Here is a 15,383-nt window from a genome sequence, read left to right as displayed (position 1 = left end):
CGTGCTATACTAAATGAAAAGAGGATCGAAAGGGGATTTTTAATGCTTACAGTTGGTGATAAAATTAAATATTTTCGCAAACAGCGAGGTATGACGCAGGCACAGTTAGCTGAATTGACCGGTATCCATCCTGTGTCCATCCGAAAATATGAAATAAATAAAATGCAGCCCCAGTCCCAGCAGATTGAGCGAATTGCAGAAGCATTACGGGTCAACAGCGGCGCTCTCAGCGATTCCCATTCTGATATCATTCACATGGAAACCAAAGGCGATCTGATGGGCTTGCTGATGCTGTGGCACAAGTCCGGCATCCTGTCCATTGAGGGTGAGCGTGGGGAAGATAACCTTCTGGACGCTGCCACCGTTCGGCTTCAACCCAATACAGTTTTCGGGACTTATCTGGCACTTTCCTGCGACCAGGCAAAAAAAGAAGAGATCATCCAGTTGGATAACCTCAGTGTGGTATTACAGGATAAATCCATTTTACAGAATCTGCTTCGTTGGGAGAGTCTCTACAATGGCTATGTCCTCATGTCCAAGAAATATGGAGACAGTGACAGCGAACCGACACTTGCTGCTCTCAATGAGCTGGGAGAAAATCTGGAGCTGATTGAAATGGAACTGCAAGGAAATACAGAAAAGCTGATTTGATAGCAAGATGATAGCATTTATTCCTAGCATAAAAACCTAAATGTACTCAATCTGTACTCAATAGACATGGAAAAACCCCGGAAACCCGCATAAATACGGGCTTTCCGGGGTTTTGATTTTTATTCCCACTCGCTCCCGTCAGCCATATTCTAAACGGATTTGCTTATGAGATTTAGCTCAGAGTATTTGCATTGTTTCCATTATCCAGATAGTTTGGGCTATCTGATTTTTTGTTGCCATGGTGTTGCCATAAATCACAAGAACTACGAAAGATTTTAAGGCTCTCCCATCATCATTTTATAATGAGCTTCGTGGTGCATCCTTATAAAAATTTCTCGAAAAATACATTTATACCGGTCAACAGAATCAGTATAGCTGTCAATATATAGGTCATCCGGTATTGAATGTGAACCATCGTTTATCCAACTTATAAGCGAGCGGCAAATCATTTTATCTTCTGGTGTATCGAATGAATCAACAATGGCATCGTCAACATTTTTCCCTAGAATGCTAAAATAGTTTTCAATGATTCGCCTCATAATATTCTGCGTAGTTACAAGTGAAGCATTTTCATTGTTTTTGAGTTCTTGCCATAAAAGCTCGTATGATGTTTTAATCGGATTGGTTTTTCCGAATGCTCGTATAGATGATATGTTATTATCTTTACTTATTATCCAATAATTCACATCATTGAGTTCCGCTGTTCGTCCATCTACAAATGATGCTTCCTTGTGAAAGAACACATTATGAGTAAGAATAAATATTTGCTCTACATCCGATATGCCATTTCGGATTTCCTTGATTAGAGATTTTACCATTGAGCTTACAATGTAAAGAACTGTACTATCAAGACTACAAATTGGATCATCTAAAACCAAAACTTTCTTTGCTGATACTTTGGATTCCTCAACTGAACCATTGGCGAGTTGAAGAAAATATAAAAATGTTATAAATGTTTCTTCTCCTTCACTGAGCGTGGTTGTTGCAAGTGTTCCGTCTAGTCTTTGAATTTGATAGCAATTCTCTTTATTTGGTGAGGGTGCAATCCGAAAATTTGTAAAACCGTAAGCCTTAAGGGAACGATTAATTTCATCGACAGTTGGTTGAACACTCGTGATATTCTTTCCTGCCTCGATTATCTTGTTGTCTAGATCATCTAACTGTTGCTTGCAAATATCTATACCTTTCTGCATTCCCTGTTTGGCTTTATTGAAATTGGATATATCGCCTAAGTAGCCAGCAATCAACGCCTCTTGTTCATCCATTAAAAATGTCCAAACAGCATCAACCAATGCCAACCTTTCTTCATTTATGTGGTCAACCATTTGATTATGTTTTGCTATTTCCGTGTTTGCTGTTGAAATAATGGATAATATCTCAGTTATTTCGCTAGAACTTCGAGCTATAGTTATTTTCGTGCCGGCTTCTTTCTCTTTGAAAGACATTGAAGCCAGAGTGCTTGCAAATTTTGATTGTAAAATATCGTTCAAAGAACTAAATCTTTTAACATCAATATTTCCGACTGATACAGCAAGTGCATTTGAAACTACACATTGAAGATAATCTAGCAATTGCTTAGAAGCTTCTTCATATACTGCCTTTAGTTTTCTTATATATTCGATATTAGCATCATATTCACCGCTGAAGAAAGATTCGATCTGTTTCCTAAAATCTTCTGAAATTGTTTTCTGCTGACAAAAAGGGCATACACCATTTTCTCGAATGTATGAACGGCCTTTATTCACCCAGTCTGCATTTCCAAGAAATTCTATAAGGTTAGCAATAGGAATATCCTTGTTTCCAACGATTACTTTTTCCCAAATCGGATCATTTTCGACAGCATCAATCATAGACAAGAGTTTCTCGGACAGAGGGGACAAAGATTCACATCGTTCTGGGCGTTTTGCAAAAAGGGTCGCTGCTCGTTTTCGCAAATCATCTTTTGTTTCAGATGATGAATGAGAAATATTATAGCGCCTAATTACCTCATTCATAAACTTTTCTTTGTTCCCTCTAAAGCCGCGAAACACTTCTTGAAAGTCAGTTTCATTCTGCTTAAGGATCACATTCCACACAGTATCGCGGAAATTTTCTTTGTGCGCCTGCTCTTCCGCTACTTTTTTAGCAAGCGCTGCTTTTCGAGCAGCCAAATCTTGACTCTTTATCTCTCTATCTCGCTTTAAATCTTCAAGGGCTTTCACTTCTTCAATGGTAGCCTCGCCCAAAGTAAAAACGCCATCAATATCTTCTTGAAAATGCCGCGTGCGAAACTCCCGATTATATACCGCAATATCAAGTACAGAGCCGTTTTCCCATTGCACTGTACAAGAAGAATATTGAGGATCATTTTGGTTGTTCAAAAAATTACTAATAGTCGATTTACCACTTCCGTTTGGTCCATAGAAGAAATTAACTTTTTGACAATTGTCAATAGATACCCCCGTTGACGGATATGTAGCACAATTTTTCATTAGTATTGATGTAATCATTATCGTAGTTTCACCTCGGAACCAATCTCACATTATCTACAAGGGGTATTCTTATGGACACGAATATAGAGCTTATTGCTAAAGGCAGATTTCTATACAGATTTATTATTAATTTTCAATCTTTTCGATTAAATCAGCTATTGTTAACTCTAAATGGTTTTTAATCTCACATTCCCAAAGTACAATCACTTTCCAGCCATTGGCTTCCAGTTTTTGAATATGCTCCTGATCACGCTGCTTTGTCCGCTCTATTTTGGGTCCCCAATATGCTCTGTTTGACTGGCTCGTATGGGCATACCGGCTTCCGCAGTCATGCCCGTGCCAGTAGCACCCGTGAATAAAAATGGCTATTTTCTTCTTGGTAAAGACAATATCAGGCTTGCCTGGAAGAGCCTTATAATTGACACGATACCGGTATCCCATCGCAAAGAGGCGGCGGCGTACCATCATCTCAATGCTGGTATCCTTGCTCTTGATGTGGGACATGATTTTACTTCTCCGGTCAGAAGAAATCGTATCAGCCATTATACAGCCAAATCTAACGGGAGGTCGGAAATATCTTTCAGACGTTTTCCTTGGACCAGTGTTTCCAAAGTTTCAGCTGCATCCTCGGACCCTACTTCTTTTACAGCACGAATCAGCTCATAAAGGGCAAAGTGATAAACGCAGTCAATATCACCCGTTCCTAAAGCAAGAGAGGCAAGCCGGTTTGGCATCGGCTCCGCTGTCACTACAACAATATGGGGCAGATGTCCCTTCCTATTGCGAATTAAATTCAATGCCTCAGTCCGGCTGTTTTGTGCCCGGTCGCTCCGCATGGTGTACTTAGCAGATACGCTGGCGTGGAGTAACGGTTTTCCACCGTTTGCCTTGCGAATATCCGCCATTCTGCTGACATCGCCATCAACGATGCACTGGGCAGCGTTAATTTCGCTATCCTCATACAGATCACGGTAAATGACCACATCCGGCGCAACTAAGTAATCGTTTCCCAATGCAGCGGCCAACTGAGCGTTCTGTGCGGTAAGCTCATTCAAGTATGCCAGATGCTCATACTGGGCAAAATCGCTGGTTTTTAACTTGTTATTATTACCAAGCTGCAGTATTGTCCAGCGTCCAGGACGAAGGTTTTGGAGGTTCGGAAAGGTTTCCCGCAAGAAATCCATAGTCAAAGTCTCAAATTGCTTGCCAAGAGTCTGACCGGAAATCTTATCAACCGTTGAAACCGCATGATGCTGCTCATCTACCAGAATATCAACAATCCTGCGGGCTATTGCCTTGGAGCCGCGGCTACTGGTATCGGCGTTGGACGCCACACCGGCCGAAGTCAAAGTCAACGTATTCGTTTCAAATAACTGCTTGTGAAAGTGGAACCTCGCGTTTGCAATCAGCGCATCCATACTCAAGACACTCCTTAATTTTTTCTCCTACTGCCTGGGCAACCGGGGGTGGAAAAGCGTTGCCAATCATGCGGCAAGCCACGGTCTTTCGTTTGCCAAAGGTCCATGTGTCTGGAAATCCTTGAATCCTGGCCATCATTCGGCTCGTCAATCGGGGCATTCCCTCGAATCCGGCAGACGGTGCTTCGTTGGCAATTCCCCGTCCATCAACTCCGAGTTCGGCCCATGCATTCCTGGCTCGTGTGGGGCCGAGATCTGGCCCGCCATGCTTTTTTGAGCCACCGACTAAGGTGGGAGCAATCCGGTCAGCACGAGCCGCCCATCCCTTTGCTTTTTCCCATCCGTTCTCAGCCATCAAGTCATACAGCACTTTTCCAACTGGGGGCGCACTATCCGGCTTTTCTTCGGGATAAGCAAACGCGCCAAGCTGATCTTTCCGTATCCCAACAATCACAACTCTTGGCCGCAGCTGCGGAACTCCAAAATTGGACGCATTAAGCAATTTAATGTGGGTGACATAGCCAAGTTTTTTGATTTCAGAGAAGATATGCTCCCTGTATTCATCAAATCCAGGGTCCAAGAACCCACGCACATTTTCCAACATGACAGCTCTTGGTTTAATTTCGCCGATAAGCCGGATTGCCTCTGGGAATAAATCACGTTCATCATCTTTTCCAAGTTGTTTTCCCGCAACAGAAAAAGGCGGGCAAGGAACGCCGCCGGCAAGTAAATCTACGCCTCTATATGGACGTCCATCAAAATCGTGGACATCGGCACAAATGATATTCCATTCCGGGCGGTTTTCTTTCAAAACTTTGCAATAATCAGCTTCATATTCTACAAGAGCGACGTGGACAAAGCCCGCCATAGCAAGGCCCAGAGCCTGTCCACCCGCTCCGGCACAAATTTCAACGCAAGTCAATGGTTGCTGCATAAATCGATCTCTCCTGGTAGTTCCGTAAAACGGGGAAACTTTGGTGTTATTTGTGTTCATCGTTGTCAGTAAACTCCATGATTTCGCCTATATCACAAGATAAGGTGTGGCAGATTTTATGCAGGCTCTCCATTGAAACAAACTCGTTTCGTCCCATCTTAGCCAAAACATTAAAGCTGATACCAGCCGCATCTTTTAGGTCGGTACGATTCATCTTCCTATCTATCAGCATTTTCCATAACTTATCATAGCTAACCGGCATAACGAAATCTCCATTCGTTGTCGAATTCATTTTTATTATAGCACGACAGACACGAATATTCAAGATAATCTCACAAAAACATGAGTATTAAAACGAGAAAAACCGCCTGCAGGGAATCATTCTCCCCACGGGCGGTGTATCATCACTTTTTGTCTTGCTGCAAGTTCTGGATATTCTTCTTTGCCAGCTCGCTGGCCGCCTTCCGGCGCTCTGCGCTGTATGGTGCGTTCAGCTTGAAACTGAACCGCCCTTTCCTGATCTCAAATGTGAGACAACCATTCTCGTCATCGTCCACCAACCGGCACTCGGCTGGGTACTTTGCCGCATACTCGTTCAAACGGTTTTTAAGGGACGTGTTGTAGGTACACACCTCAATGATAGGGCTTGCCTCGTCAAAAAAGACGCTGGTTGTCTTTTGCTTCTTGGAAAGACCTGTTCTCATAAAACCTCCATATTTTCATAAATTTTCTCTGGGTCTAAACCGGCAAAAGTAAGCGGATTTTCAGATAGAAAGCACCCAAACGATACATGATTCAGTTCGGATGCCTCTATCCGTAAAAATCCTATTTTCTCAGGTCTAAACGGGATTACCGCGCATCCCGGTTATACCGCCGCGTTTGACTGCGTTTCTGCTCTTTTTCCGCCTGTTCCTGCTGCTTGACAGCGGCCACCGTTTCAACTACCCGCTCCGGCCCATAGGCCCGGCACAGCCGGTGATAGTCTCTTGCAGTTTCTTGCAATTCTGCATTTTCACCCTTGACCTCGTCCAACTGCTTTTTCAAATACGAAATCTCCGTATCATATTTGCGCTGCAACAGTTCGAATTTCTGGCAGACATCCAGGTAAGCCCGGTAAACAGAGCGCACCACCTTGACGATCTTCTCCAGCAGCGGTTTGGATTTTTTCTCCCGGTAGGATTTTGCGGACTCCATACGATCGGGGAGCGGCAGCAGGTTCTCCGGGTCGGAGGAATACTCGGCCGCCAATTTCTCCATGTGTTTTAGTTTAGGCGCTAATAGACGGAGTTCCGTCTGCGCTTCTTTGGCCGCCTTCTCGGCTTCGGCCTTATCTGTCCGAAGCTGGCCGATCTCCGCCTGAACCTCCGATTTTTCTGTTTGCAGCTTCGCCAGCCGCGCCTGCTCCCGCTCAACCTTGAACTGCGTCACTGTCAGATGTTCCTCAGAGCTGCCGCGCTCCACATCGGCGTATCCGGCCTCACGCATATATTGAAAGAAATCGTCCTGCAACACGCTGTACGATTTTTTGAGAACAGGCTTACCCTTTGCTGTTTTCAGCGGTTCGCCAGTGACTTCATCCAGCACCGGCATGGATGCCCACTTCTTGCTCATGCTGACCTGCATGACCGTTTCTTTTACCTTGCCCACTAGCGACTTGTCCTTGCAGCGTTTGGACCAGCGGATCTGCTTCTCCACCACCGGTACATAGACCACATGGAGGTGGTAGTGGTACACATCCTGCCCCAGCGCCTCGGACATAGCCCGGTTGCGCTCATCGGCGTGCATAACTGCCGACAGAATGTACTGTTCGCCGCCCACGATTTTGATTGCAGCTTGGTAGGCGTCGTGGTAAAATTGTTTTGCGAAGTCATATCCGCCGTGGTTGAAAAAGTAGGCGGAGTTCACATCGAAGATCAACTCGCCGTAGCGGAAAGCGTCCTCCTTGATACCGCGCGTGGAGATGATTCCATCGGCCACCATCTGTTCAAACTGTTCCAGATAGCCGCTGTCCGGTTGCTTGAAGTGAACATTCAGATGGGAGCGTTCCGGGACTATATCCTGGTTGACATACGATTCTTTTTCACGCTCGTTGTGTTGCTGCGCGTTTTTCAGTTTGGGTGTGGTCAGTCTCATGTTTCTTGCGCTGGTACGATGGATACCGTCGCCTCTTGCCATAGAACTCCTTTCTCGCCCCACAAGGGCGGTTGAGATGCGGGTAGCTTTTGGGGATGCACTTCTGCGGAAGTGTAATAACCCACTATCATACTTTCATCCTGCGGCTGCAAAGTATCGTGGGCTCTCCGAGGGGGAATGCGGCTCCTGCGGGAGCCTCGCCGCCTTTTTCGGCTTGCAGGTGATACCCACAGCCTCAAAATGCGGTGTGACCGGCGGATTTTTCGCACCCATGTTTGCTCCAATTCCACCGCCCACAGGCCGGGAAAATCTACTGGATTTTCCCGACCTTAGCCATCGCCAAATCTGCGGATTTTTCGATGGGGACGGGGGATGCGGAAGATGCACTGCTGGCCAATTCACCTTGTCCGCCAGCCACAGGAGCGTGTCACGCTCCTGTCCATGCCATCAGGGAGAAGATTGACTTCGGCGCTAATTTCATCTGCGAGATTAGTATGAAAGTAAATTCCTGTTACCAGCGAAAATCCGGGAATACGCCGCGCCGGTCCAGATACGCCTGCCGGGCTTGTTCCCGTTCTTCCGGGCTGGGTGCAGTTTTATATTTGGCGTACAGCTCGTGCCGCACCAGGGCGTCCAGCTTCCGCTCCAATCCCTGCCGGATTTCATCCGCGTATTCGTCATCATAGCTGAGGTGATACTCCAGCAGCGCCACGAACAAGTCATAGGGAATCTGCACATTCTTCATTCGCTTCCGTTCCTTTCCGCGACGGCTGCGACGATAGCGACGGTTGTTTGGGCGGCAGCGTTTTCACCGTTGCAACCGTCGCTACCGTCGCGCCCATCCTCAACCACTTCAAAAGCCGGAGCCTCCACCAGCATATAGGTGAGTTTCACCTGCCGTCCGGCGTGGCGCGCCTTGTTCTCGTAGCCCACATGATATTCCTCCAGCAGCCTACCGGATTTGACATTCAGATACTTGGTCAGCGCATTTGCCGCCATGCCCACCTGTACTGCTGCGGCCAGCTCCGATGGAGAGCCCGTCCACTCCGGTTGACTGGCATTGACCATCCGGGCCACCGCTTTCAACACAGGATCCGGCGGCTCCTTGTGCGGCTCCGTTTCCATGCGCTCCAAGTTCCAAATCTGCGTTTCCGGGTCCTTTTTCAAGTAGAGGATCTGATCCTGCTGGTCACGCCCCACTACATCAATGGTGGCCTCCAACGCGGTTCGCTTTTTCTTCTGCATCAGCAGGGAGCCGTCCGCGCAGCCCAACAGGCCCGTGGTGCCGGAGATCATCTCGAAGGCTTCCCCGGCGGGTTGCTTCCGGGTATGATGAACGGTCAATACGCAGATACAATGTTTGTCCGCAAACTGCTTGAGCTTGCCAATGATTTCATAGTCGCTGGCATAGCTGTATGCCTCGCCTCCCACCTCCCGGATTTTCTGCATGGTGTCAATGATAATGAGTTTGGTGTCCGGGTGCTCTCGCATGAAATTCTCCAACTGCTCGTCCAAACCGTTCCCGATTTTTCTGGCAGTGGTGGCGAAGTGCAAATTGGGCGTGTCGTTCACGCCGTACATCATAAACATCCGGTTTTGGATGCGCTGGAAGTCATCCTCCAATGCAAGATAGAGGACGGTTCCCTGGTGGACTTTGCAGCCCCACAGCGCCTGCCCGGTGCTGACATGGTAGGCAATCTGCGCAACCAGGAACGACTTGCCGATCTTGGGAGCGCCAGCGAGAAGGTACGCCCCTGAATGGAGCAAATTTTCAATAATGGGCGGGCGGCTTTTATAGGAGGTCTGAAACAGCTCGGTCATGGTGAGCGTGTGCAGGTAGCGCGGGTCAGCCATACGCTGCATCTTACGGTACATTTCCTCCAAATTTTCCATTTCCCCGTTGCCTTTTGCCTCCGAAGCGGGTATACTGTTGTCAGAATCTTTTTGAATGGACTGCCCAGCATCTGCGCCAACAGATGTGCTTCGGGCAGCCTTTTCTTTTGCGTCAATTCCCATAGGCAGCTTCCTCCTGCATTCCGTTCATAATGGTTGCAATCATCTGGATGGTGTCCAGCAGCTCATCGTTCACGCCCTGCCCAGCCTCAATCCGGCGCAGCTCGTCCAACACAGCGGCAAACTGATCTCGCAAGGCCTTGTAGACTCTGGGATTGCCCTGGACCACCACTTCCTTTTCCAGCAGCCGCCGGGTGATGTAGTCCTGTTTCGTCAGGCCGGACAGCTTGACGAAGATTTCCAGCTGCTCGTCCTCCTGCGGGGACACCCGGAAAGCTACCGTTTTGTTCCGCCAGCGGTTGTGCTTGTCCAAATTCTTTGCTGACATTTTAATTACCCCTTTCCATGTTTAATTTATCCGCCATTTCCGCCTGCTTGGACGGAAACAGGTGCGCATAGTTGTAAGTGATGTCGATGCTCTCGTGGCCCACCCGGTCGGCAATGGCTGTGGCCGAGAAGCCCATATCAATCAAAAGCGATACCGCGCTATGCCGGATGTCGTGGATTCGGATGCGCTTGACCCCAGCCTCTTTCGCGCCCCGCTCCATCTCTCGGTGGAGATAGCTCTTAGTGACAGTGAACATCCGATCATGCGGCCCGATGCCGTAGAGCATTTTGAGATAGTCTTGGATTTCATTTGCCAGAAACTGCGGCATGGTGATGACGCGGTTGCTTTTCTCCGTCTTTGGCGTGGTAATCAGGTCCTGGCCGTTCAGCCGCTGATAGGATTTATTGATGGACACGGTGCCTTTCTCAAAATCGAAATCAGCGGGAGTGAGGGCCAGCAGCTCCCCCTCCCGGATGCCGCACCAGTAGAGCATCTCGAACGCATAGAACGATAGAGGCTTGTCCATCATAGCCTCCGCAAATTTCAGATACTCCTCCTTGGTCCAGAACAACATCTCCCGGTTTTTCTTTTTGCCCATGCTCCCGGCCTTTTTACAGGGATTCTCCCGCAAATTGTAATACCGCACCGCGTGATTGAAGATGGCGCTGAGCTGGTTGTGGACGGTCTTGAGATAGACCGGCGAATAGGGCTTGCCCTGCTCGTCCTTGTGGTTCATCATCTCATTCTGCCAGGTGATGATCTGCTGAGCCGTGATTTTACACATTTTCAGTTTACCGAAATAGGGCAGCAGCTTGGTGCGGATGATATGCTCCTTGGTGGCCCAAGTGTTTTCTTTGAGCCGGGTTTTCATGTCTGCCGTATAGAGGTCCACAAAGCTCTTGAAGGTCATGTCCAAATCAGCGGTGGCTTTATTGAGCTGTTCCCGCTCCCATGCCTGAGCCTCCCGCTTGGTCTTGAAGCCCCGCTTCTGGGTCTGCTTTCGCTCACCGTTCCAGTCAGTATAGCGGTAGACGGCCCGCCAGGTATTGGTCTTTTCTTCCTTATAGACCGCCATCAGATACCCCTCCCTTCCTTTTCGCCGTAGCACAACTTCTCGTAGAAGAAATTTCGGTTGACTCTGCCGGATATGGTCAAGTAACCAAGGCTTTTCAGCTCTGCATTGAGTTTCTGTACGATCTTGTAAGCATAGGACTTGGAAACGCCCAATTCCTGCGCTACTTCATCGACTCGCATAAATGACTGCTTTTCTGCCATACGCAAAAATACCTTCCTTTCCTTGCCGTAATCGCTTCTTGTTTGCCGTTTCACCCTTCAGACTCTGGCAGGCAACCCTTCCCGGCGCTGTGCCGTTTGTTCTTCTCCTTGGCACGCTCATATCGCCGCCTGCTTCCCCGGAGAAAGTATCTGTCGGACGGTCATTCAGTTTTGCTTCGTCTGAAATTCCCCCTCTCACCTTACAACGGACATTTTTTCGCTGTTTGTCCCCCATTTGTATTTGTAAAATTTCCGTTACTTAAACTTATTTGTTTATATCATCTTCATTATACTAAGCATATCGGTTAAAGTCAAGCGGATTAAAGGAAAATATTAAATAAATTTGTTTAGAGTTCTCTTGACTATCCTAAACATTTCTGCTATGCTAAATTTATCAAGAATTCGGATGGGAGTTGGCCGTTATGGCGATCGGAGAGCGCATTCACTTTTTCCGCACCCTGCGGGGCATGACGCAGAAATATCTCGGTATGGCGCTGGGCTTCCCGGAGAAGTCCGCCGATGTCCGCCTTGCCCAATATGAGAACGGGTCGCGGACACCCAAGGCAGACCTAACTGCTGCACTGGCACAGATATTGGAGGTCTCTCCCCATGCCCTGGCCGTGCCGGACATCGACTCCTATGTGGGTCTTATGCACACACTCTTTACCCTGGAGGACCGCTACGGCCTAAAAATCTGCGAGTGTGATGGAGAAGTACATCTCCGGGTGGATGTGTTCCAGGGTAAGGACGCTGCCAGGCTCCATGAGATGCTCTGCGCCTGGGGAGAACAGGCAGCCAAGCTGAAGTCGGGGGAGATCAGCAAGGAGGACTACGACCGCTGGCGTTACCGCTATCCGGAGTTTGATACCACAGGCCACTGGCATAAGGTTGTCCCTTCTCAGGGACTGAGCGATCTGTTAGCAGACACCTTTAACGCCAAAGGTTCAAAGGAGAAATAATCATGAAATTAAAGAAGGTAGCCATTACCCTTGTTGGCATCGGGGGCACAATTCTGACTGGGATACTACTGAAAAAGGGCGGGGCATCAAACACCACCAAAGTTGTACAAGGGATTGTTTCAGAACCTGAACAATATTTTCATGGAGTACCTCTTTCAAAACTTACAGAACTAGCTAAGCAAGTCCATCACGGGCTATACTGTTCCATAGATAAGTGGGGATTTTTAATTTTTCACTATAAGTCAAATAGAGGACACCAGATCTTCCACCCTCAGATGACTCTGGATAAAGCCGGAAAACTGATAAGTCTTGGAGGCCACTATCCTGGACAATTGCGATCCAGCGCGGATGAATTTGCAAAAAGAGCAAATGAAATATTCAAATTCAAAACATGAAGATGCACCCCAAAGTGGTAACTAAAAGAAAAAGAGCTACCTGACTTTCGCAAATCAGGTAGCTCTTAATCTTTGGAATAATGAAAAACTGTTGCCAAATCGTTGCCACAGAGGGCATCAAGTCTTGAAAAACCCAGTAATCACGGGCTTTTCCGGGCCTCTGAAATTATTCCCACTCGTTGTTGGGCATCGTGTTTAACGGATTTTGCTTCATAAATTTGATACCTCATTTTTTTGATTATTTGATGTGTCCATATTATCCAGCCTATACGATGGGCTGTTATCAAATTGTTATCGGTGGTGATAACGGGGGGTAGCAGGGTTGTTGTTTTCTCTGGTGGTTTACAACTACATTTTACCACGAAAGGCAGGGAAATGCAATAACCATCCTTGCTGTGGCGTATCAAGGAATCTTACTGAACATATGGCGCACCTTATCCAAACGGCTGTTTGGACGACGGGGCTGGATGACTGGCTCGCCGACAGTGGCCTGATACCCTTTCAGTTCCGTCAGGCACACGCTCCGCCCGTTGGTGTAAAAGGCCAAATCAGTACGGTATGCCTGTATGCAACGGGCGGGAATCTCGCCAGTAAAGACAACTTCATCCTTTTTTATCTGGGCCGTTTCGATGGTGGCACAGTATTTCGGCGCATCATGATAAGCCCTGGAAAGGTATTCCTGGGGCGCATAGAGGGTGAAGGAGAGATAAGGTTCCAGCAACTGCGTCCCAGATTTCTTCAATGCCTGTTCCAATACAATCGGGGCCAATGAGCGGAAGTCCGCCGGCGTACTGACCGGGCTATAGTAAAGTCCATATTCAAAGCAAATCTTACAGTCCGTTACGTTCCAGCCACACAAGCCTTGCCCCAAACCGTAACGGATACCATCCATGACAGCGTTTTGAAAACTCTGGTTCAGGTATCCCAGGGAAACCCGGCTCTCGTATTTTACACCGGAGCCAAGCGGGAGCGGTGTAACAGACAGTCCGATAGATGCCCAAAACGGGTTAGGCGGCACCTCGATATGGATGGTGTGACTGGCCACTTTGAGCGGCCGCTCTAAATAAATGACGGTGGGTTCCTTCACTGCTGTTTCAATCTTGTATTTTTCCGTCAGCAAAGCGGAAACAACCTCCAACTGCATCCGACCCAAAAAAGAAAGAATGATCTCATGGGTGGTGGAATCCACCTCGTAGTGCAAAAGCGGGTCAGTATCCGCAATTTGCGTAAGAGCGTCCAGCAACCGGTCTCTTTGCTCTGCCGTTTTTGGCGTAATCGTCGTCCGCAGCATAGGGAAGGGAACATCACTCCACATTTCACGAGGAAGTTGGGTTTTGTCCCCCAATATATCGTTTAATCTCAAGCTGTCGCTGGGAAGGATGACAATTTCGCCCTTATGGGCGGTATCTGTCCGAACAATCTCCCCTTTGGATGGAATACGCATCTCTGTGATTTTCAGCTTTTCTCTCCCGGCCAGGGCCACCGTATCCCGCAGACGCAGCGTTCCGCTGTATAGCCGCAGATAGACAAGCCTCTGGCCGCAATCTGTATACTCCACCTTAAAAACTCTACCGCACAGGGCGGCGCTCCCCTGTTCCTTGGTCGATTGGAACAGCCCTATCACCGCATCCATCAACTGTTGAATGCCAAGGCCGTTTTTGGCGCTACCATGATAGACCGGGAGCAGGGAGGCGTCTTGAACTCGCCGCTGTTCTTCTTGCGCAAGTTCTTTCTGACTGATTGATTCTCCTGCGATATACTTTGCCAATAACTCATCGTTATTTTCGATGACCGAATCCCACACCTCTGCACTAGTGTTTTCTGTCAGAGTTATTTTCGAGGACAGCGACACTGTCTGCTTGATGATAATATCAGCGGAGAGCTTATCCCGAACAGACTGATATACGCTCTCCAAATCAATGCCAACCTGGTCGATCTTGTTGATAAAGATAATGGTGGGGATGTTCAATTTCCGTAGGGCATGGAACAGAACACGGGTCTGGGCCTGCACGCCATCTTTAGCGGAGAGCACCAAGATGGCCCCGTCCAAAACAGCCAGAGAGCGGTATACCTCTGCCAAGAAATCCATGTGGCCGGGAGTATCCACAATATTGACTTTACAACTGTGCCACTGGAAAGAAGTGACTGCCGTTTGAATGGTAATTCCACGCTGCCGCTCCAAAAACATAGTGTCCGTTCTCGTTGTCCCTTTTTCGACGCTCCCCGGCTCTGAAATGGTTCCGCTGGCATACAGCAGGCTTTCTGTCAGTGTCGTCTTGCCCGCATCTACATGGGCAAGAATCCCGATATTGATAATGTTCATGTCTATCCTCCATACAAGGCCCAAAAGGGCGCAAAAATCCCCAGCGGCAAATACTTTTACCGCTGGGGATCATGACTTCGGATACATAGAAACGCATTCAGCTAACATGAGCCGTTATCCGTCACGATATTTGATAAAAAGGCAAAAGCATTCTTAAATTGGGTACAAAAACCAAGCCCCTGCAAGGGGCAATTATTTTTGTGCCCATTATCAAATTTTATTTAAGAATACCTTGCCGCATGTTGAATAGACTCCTCAAATCAGGATGACAGCAGTATAGCATAGCACACTCTAAAATGCAAGAAGTTTTTACCCGCTGTCCCAAATAAATCAGGAGGGCATTCACCGGGACACCCTCCGATTTGGGGCCTCATGCGCAAATAATTTCTGTGTCCACGATTTCCGCCGCACACGCCCGAATATTGTTAGTCCCTCTGCAACTCATACCACAGACCGTTGCCCTCGTCAAAGATGTACTTTTCC

16 protein-coding genes are annotated in these 15,383 nt (G+C 47.8%); 3 read left to right on the top strand and 13 right to left on the bottom strand.

Annotated features, from left to right (window positions below; genetic code table 11):
- Positions 1-42 precede the first annotated feature (42 nt).
- Positions 43-651: a helix-turn-helix domain-containing protein gene (locus BQ5353_RS09155; protein ID WP_071427963.1), complete on the top strand. Its 609-nt coding sequence runs from the start codon at positions 43-45 to the stop codon at positions 649-651.
- 275 nt (positions 652-926) lie between these two features.
- On the opposite strand, the gene BQ5353_RS09150 is transcribed toward BQ5353_RS09155, so the two are convergent.
- The 12 genes from BQ5353_RS09150 to BQ5353_RS09095 form a co-directional block, all read right to left on the bottom strand.
- On the bottom strand, positions 927-3,140 hold the full coding sequence (locus BQ5353_RS09150; RefSeq protein ID WP_054331735.1) for an AAA family ATPase: 2,214 nt from the start codon (positions 3,138-3,140) through the stop codon (positions 927-929).
- Positions 3,141-3,248: 108 nt separating this feature from the next.
- On the bottom strand, positions 3,249-3,665 hold the full coding sequence (locus tag BQ5353_RS09145) for a very short patch repair endonuclease (protein ID WP_054331734.1): 417 nt from the start codon (positions 3,663-3,665) through the stop codon (positions 3,249-3,251).
- Complete coding sequence (locus BQ5353_RS09140; RefSeq protein WP_082398616.1) at positions 3,665-4,540, bottom strand: NgoMIV family type II restriction endonuclease; 876 nt, start codon at positions 4,538-4,540, stop codon at positions 3,665-3,667. Before BQ5353_RS09140 ends, BQ5353_RS09145 begins: the two co-directional genes overlap by 1 nt.
- Positions 4,488-5,474 (bottom strand): DNA cytosine methyltransferase, encoded by a 987-nt coding sequence (locus BQ5353_RS09135; protein WP_071427961.1) that lies wholly within the window; start codon positions 5,472-5,474, stop codon positions 4,488-4,490. The genes BQ5353_RS09140 and BQ5353_RS09135 overlap by 53 nt, the downstream gene beginning before the upstream one ends.
- Positions 5,475-5,520: 46 nt before the next feature.
- Complete coding sequence (locus BQ5353_RS09130; protein ID WP_054331732.1) at positions 5,521-5,736, bottom strand: helix-turn-helix domain-containing protein; 216 nt, start codon at positions 5,734-5,736, stop codon at positions 5,521-5,523.
- 142 nt (positions 5,737-5,878) lie between these two features.
- On the bottom strand, positions 5,879-6,178 hold the full coding sequence (locus BQ5353_RS09125; RefSeq protein ID WP_071427959.1) for a hypothetical protein: 300 nt from the start codon (positions 6,176-6,178) through the stop codon (positions 5,879-5,881).
- Between the two features lie 145 nt (positions 6,179-6,323).
- Positions 6,324-7,649, bottom strand: coding sequence for a plasmid recombination protein (locus BQ5353_RS09120; protein ID WP_054331731.1), 1,326 nt, complete (start codon positions 7,647-7,649; stop codon positions 6,324-6,326).
- A 469-nt stretch (positions 7,650-8,118) separates the two neighbouring features.
- Positions 8,119-8,352: a complexin-2 gene (locus BQ5353_RS09115; RefSeq protein ID WP_071427957.1), complete on the bottom strand. Its 234-nt coding sequence runs from the start codon at positions 8,350-8,352 to the stop codon at positions 8,119-8,121.
- A complete protein-coding gene (locus BQ5353_RS09110; protein ID WP_082398615.1) occupies positions 8,349-9,623 on the bottom strand; it encodes an AAA family ATPase in 1,275 nt (424 codons plus the stop codon). The genes BQ5353_RS09115 and BQ5353_RS09110 overlap by 4 nt, the downstream gene beginning before the upstream one ends.
- Positions 9,613-9,948, bottom strand: coding sequence for a plasmid mobilization protein (locus tag BQ5353_RS09105; RefSeq protein ID WP_054331730.1), 336 nt, complete (start codon positions 9,946-9,948; stop codon positions 9,613-9,615). Before BQ5353_RS09105 ends, BQ5353_RS09110 begins: the two co-directional genes overlap by 11 nt.
- Before the next feature lies 1 nt (position 9,949).
- Entirely contained in the window at positions 9,950-11,023 is a 1,074-nt protein-coding gene (locus tag BQ5353_RS09100; protein WP_054331729.1) for a site-specific integrase, read from the bottom strand.
- Positions 11,023-11,202 carry a DNA-binding protein gene (locus BQ5353_RS09095; protein WP_233424504.1) on the bottom strand — a complete coding sequence of 60 codons (180 nt, stop codon included), beginning with the start codon at positions 11,200-11,202 and terminating at the stop codon, positions 11,023-11,025. The genes BQ5353_RS09100 and BQ5353_RS09095 overlap by 1 nt, the downstream gene beginning before the upstream one ends.
- Before the next feature lie 443 nt (positions 11,203-11,645).
- Between BQ5353_RS09095 and BQ5353_RS09090 the strand changes: the two genes are divergently transcribed.
- Together BQ5353_RS09090 and BQ5353_RS09085 are read left to right on the top strand one after the other, a co-directional pair.
- Positions 11,646-12,182 carry a helix-turn-helix domain-containing protein gene (locus BQ5353_RS09090; protein WP_071427955.1) on the top strand — a complete coding sequence of 179 codons (537 nt, stop codon included), beginning with the start codon at positions 11,646-11,648 and terminating at the stop codon, positions 12,180-12,182.
- A 2-nt stretch (positions 12,183-12,184) separates the two neighbouring features.
- A complete protein-coding gene (locus BQ5353_RS09085) occupies positions 12,185-12,577 on the top strand; it encodes a hypothetical protein (protein ID WP_054331726.1) in 393 nt (130 codons plus the stop codon).
- A gap of 403 nt (positions 12,578-12,980) precedes the next feature.
- On the opposite strand, the gene tet is transcribed toward BQ5353_RS09085, so the two are convergent.
- On the bottom strand, positions 12,981-14,900 hold the full coding sequence (gene tet, locus BQ5353_RS09080) for a TetM/TetW/TetO/TetS family tetracycline resistance ribosomal protection protein (protein ID WP_050625029.1): 1,920 nt from the start codon (positions 14,898-14,900) through the stop codon (positions 12,981-12,983).
- Positions 14,901-15,383 lie beyond the last annotated feature (483 nt).

This window comes from Merdimmobilis hominis (genome assembly GCF_900104615.1).
Classification (GTDB): domain Bacteria; phylum Bacillota; class Clostridia; order Oscillospirales; family Ruminococcaceae; genus Merdimmobilis; species Merdimmobilis hominis.
Note: the sequence above shows the minus strand (reverse complement) of the source record. Positions and strands in the feature narration are given on the sequence as shown.

What these genes read in the sequence shown, in the direction of transcription:
- BQ5353_RS09135 (WP_071427961.1), bottom strand. Translation starts at nt 5,474, where the DNA reads ATGCAGCAACCATTGACTTGCGTTGAAATTTGTGCCGGAGCGGGTGGA.
- BQ5353_RS09110 (WP_082398615.1), bottom strand. Translation starts at nt 9,623, where the DNA reads ATGGGAATTGACGCAAAAGAAAAGGCTGCCCGAAGCACATCTGTTGGC.
- BQ5353_RS09130 (WP_054331732.1), bottom strand. Translation starts at nt 5,736, where the DNA reads ATGCCGGTTAGCTATGATAAGTTATGGAAAATGCTGATAGATAGGAAG.
- BQ5353_RS09125 (WP_071427959.1), bottom strand. Translation starts at nt 6,178, where the DNA reads ATGAGAACAGGTCTTTCCAAGAAGCAAAAGACAACCAGCGTCTTTTTT.
- BQ5353_RS09120 (WP_054331731.1), bottom strand. Translation starts at nt 7,649, where the DNA reads ATGGCAAGAGGCGACGGTATCCATCGTACCAGCGCAAGAAACATGAGA.
- BQ5353_RS09100 (WP_054331729.1), bottom strand. Translation starts at nt 11,023, where the DNA reads ATGGCGGTCTATAAGGAAGAAAAGACCAATACCTGGCGGGCCGTCTAC.
- BQ5353_RS09095 (WP_233424504.1), bottom strand. Translation starts at nt 11,202, where the DNA reads ATGCGAGTCGATGAAGTAGCGCAGGAATTGGGCGTTTCCAAGTCCTAT.
- BQ5353_RS09115 (WP_071427957.1), bottom strand. Translation starts at nt 8,352, where the DNA reads ATGAAGAATGTGCAGATTCCCTATGACTTGTTCGTGGCGCTGCTGGAG.
- BQ5353_RS09155 (WP_071427963.1), top strand. Translation starts at nt 43, where the DNA reads ATGCTTACAGTTGGTGATAAAATTAAATATTTTCGCAAACAGCGAGGT.
- BQ5353_RS09145 (WP_054331734.1), bottom strand. Translation starts at nt 3,665, where the DNA reads ATGGCTGATACGATTTCTTCTGACCGGAGAAGTAAAATCATGTCCCAC.
- BQ5353_RS09140 (WP_082398616.1), bottom strand. Translation starts at nt 4,540, where the DNA reads ATGGATGCGCTGATTGCAAACGCGAGGTTCCACTTTCACAAGCAGTTA.
- BQ5353_RS09150 (WP_054331735.1), bottom strand. Translation starts at nt 3,140, where the DNA reads ATGATTACATCAATACTAATGAAAAATTGTGCTACATATCCGTCAACG.
- BQ5353_RS09090 (WP_071427955.1), top strand. Translation starts at nt 11,646, where the DNA reads ATGGCGATCGGAGAGCGCATTCACTTTTTCCGCACCCTGCGGGGCATG.
- tet (WP_050625029.1), bottom strand. Translation starts at nt 14,900, where the DNA reads ATGAACATTATCAATATCGGGATTCTTGCCCATGTAGATGCGGGCAAG.
- BQ5353_RS09085 (WP_054331726.1), top strand. Translation starts at nt 12,185, where the DNA reads ATGAAATTAAAGAAGGTAGCCATTACCCTTGTTGGCATCGGGGGCACA.
- BQ5353_RS09105 (WP_054331730.1), bottom strand. Translation starts at nt 9,948, where the DNA reads ATGTCAGCAAAGAATTTGGACAAGCACAACCGCTGGCGGAACAAAACG.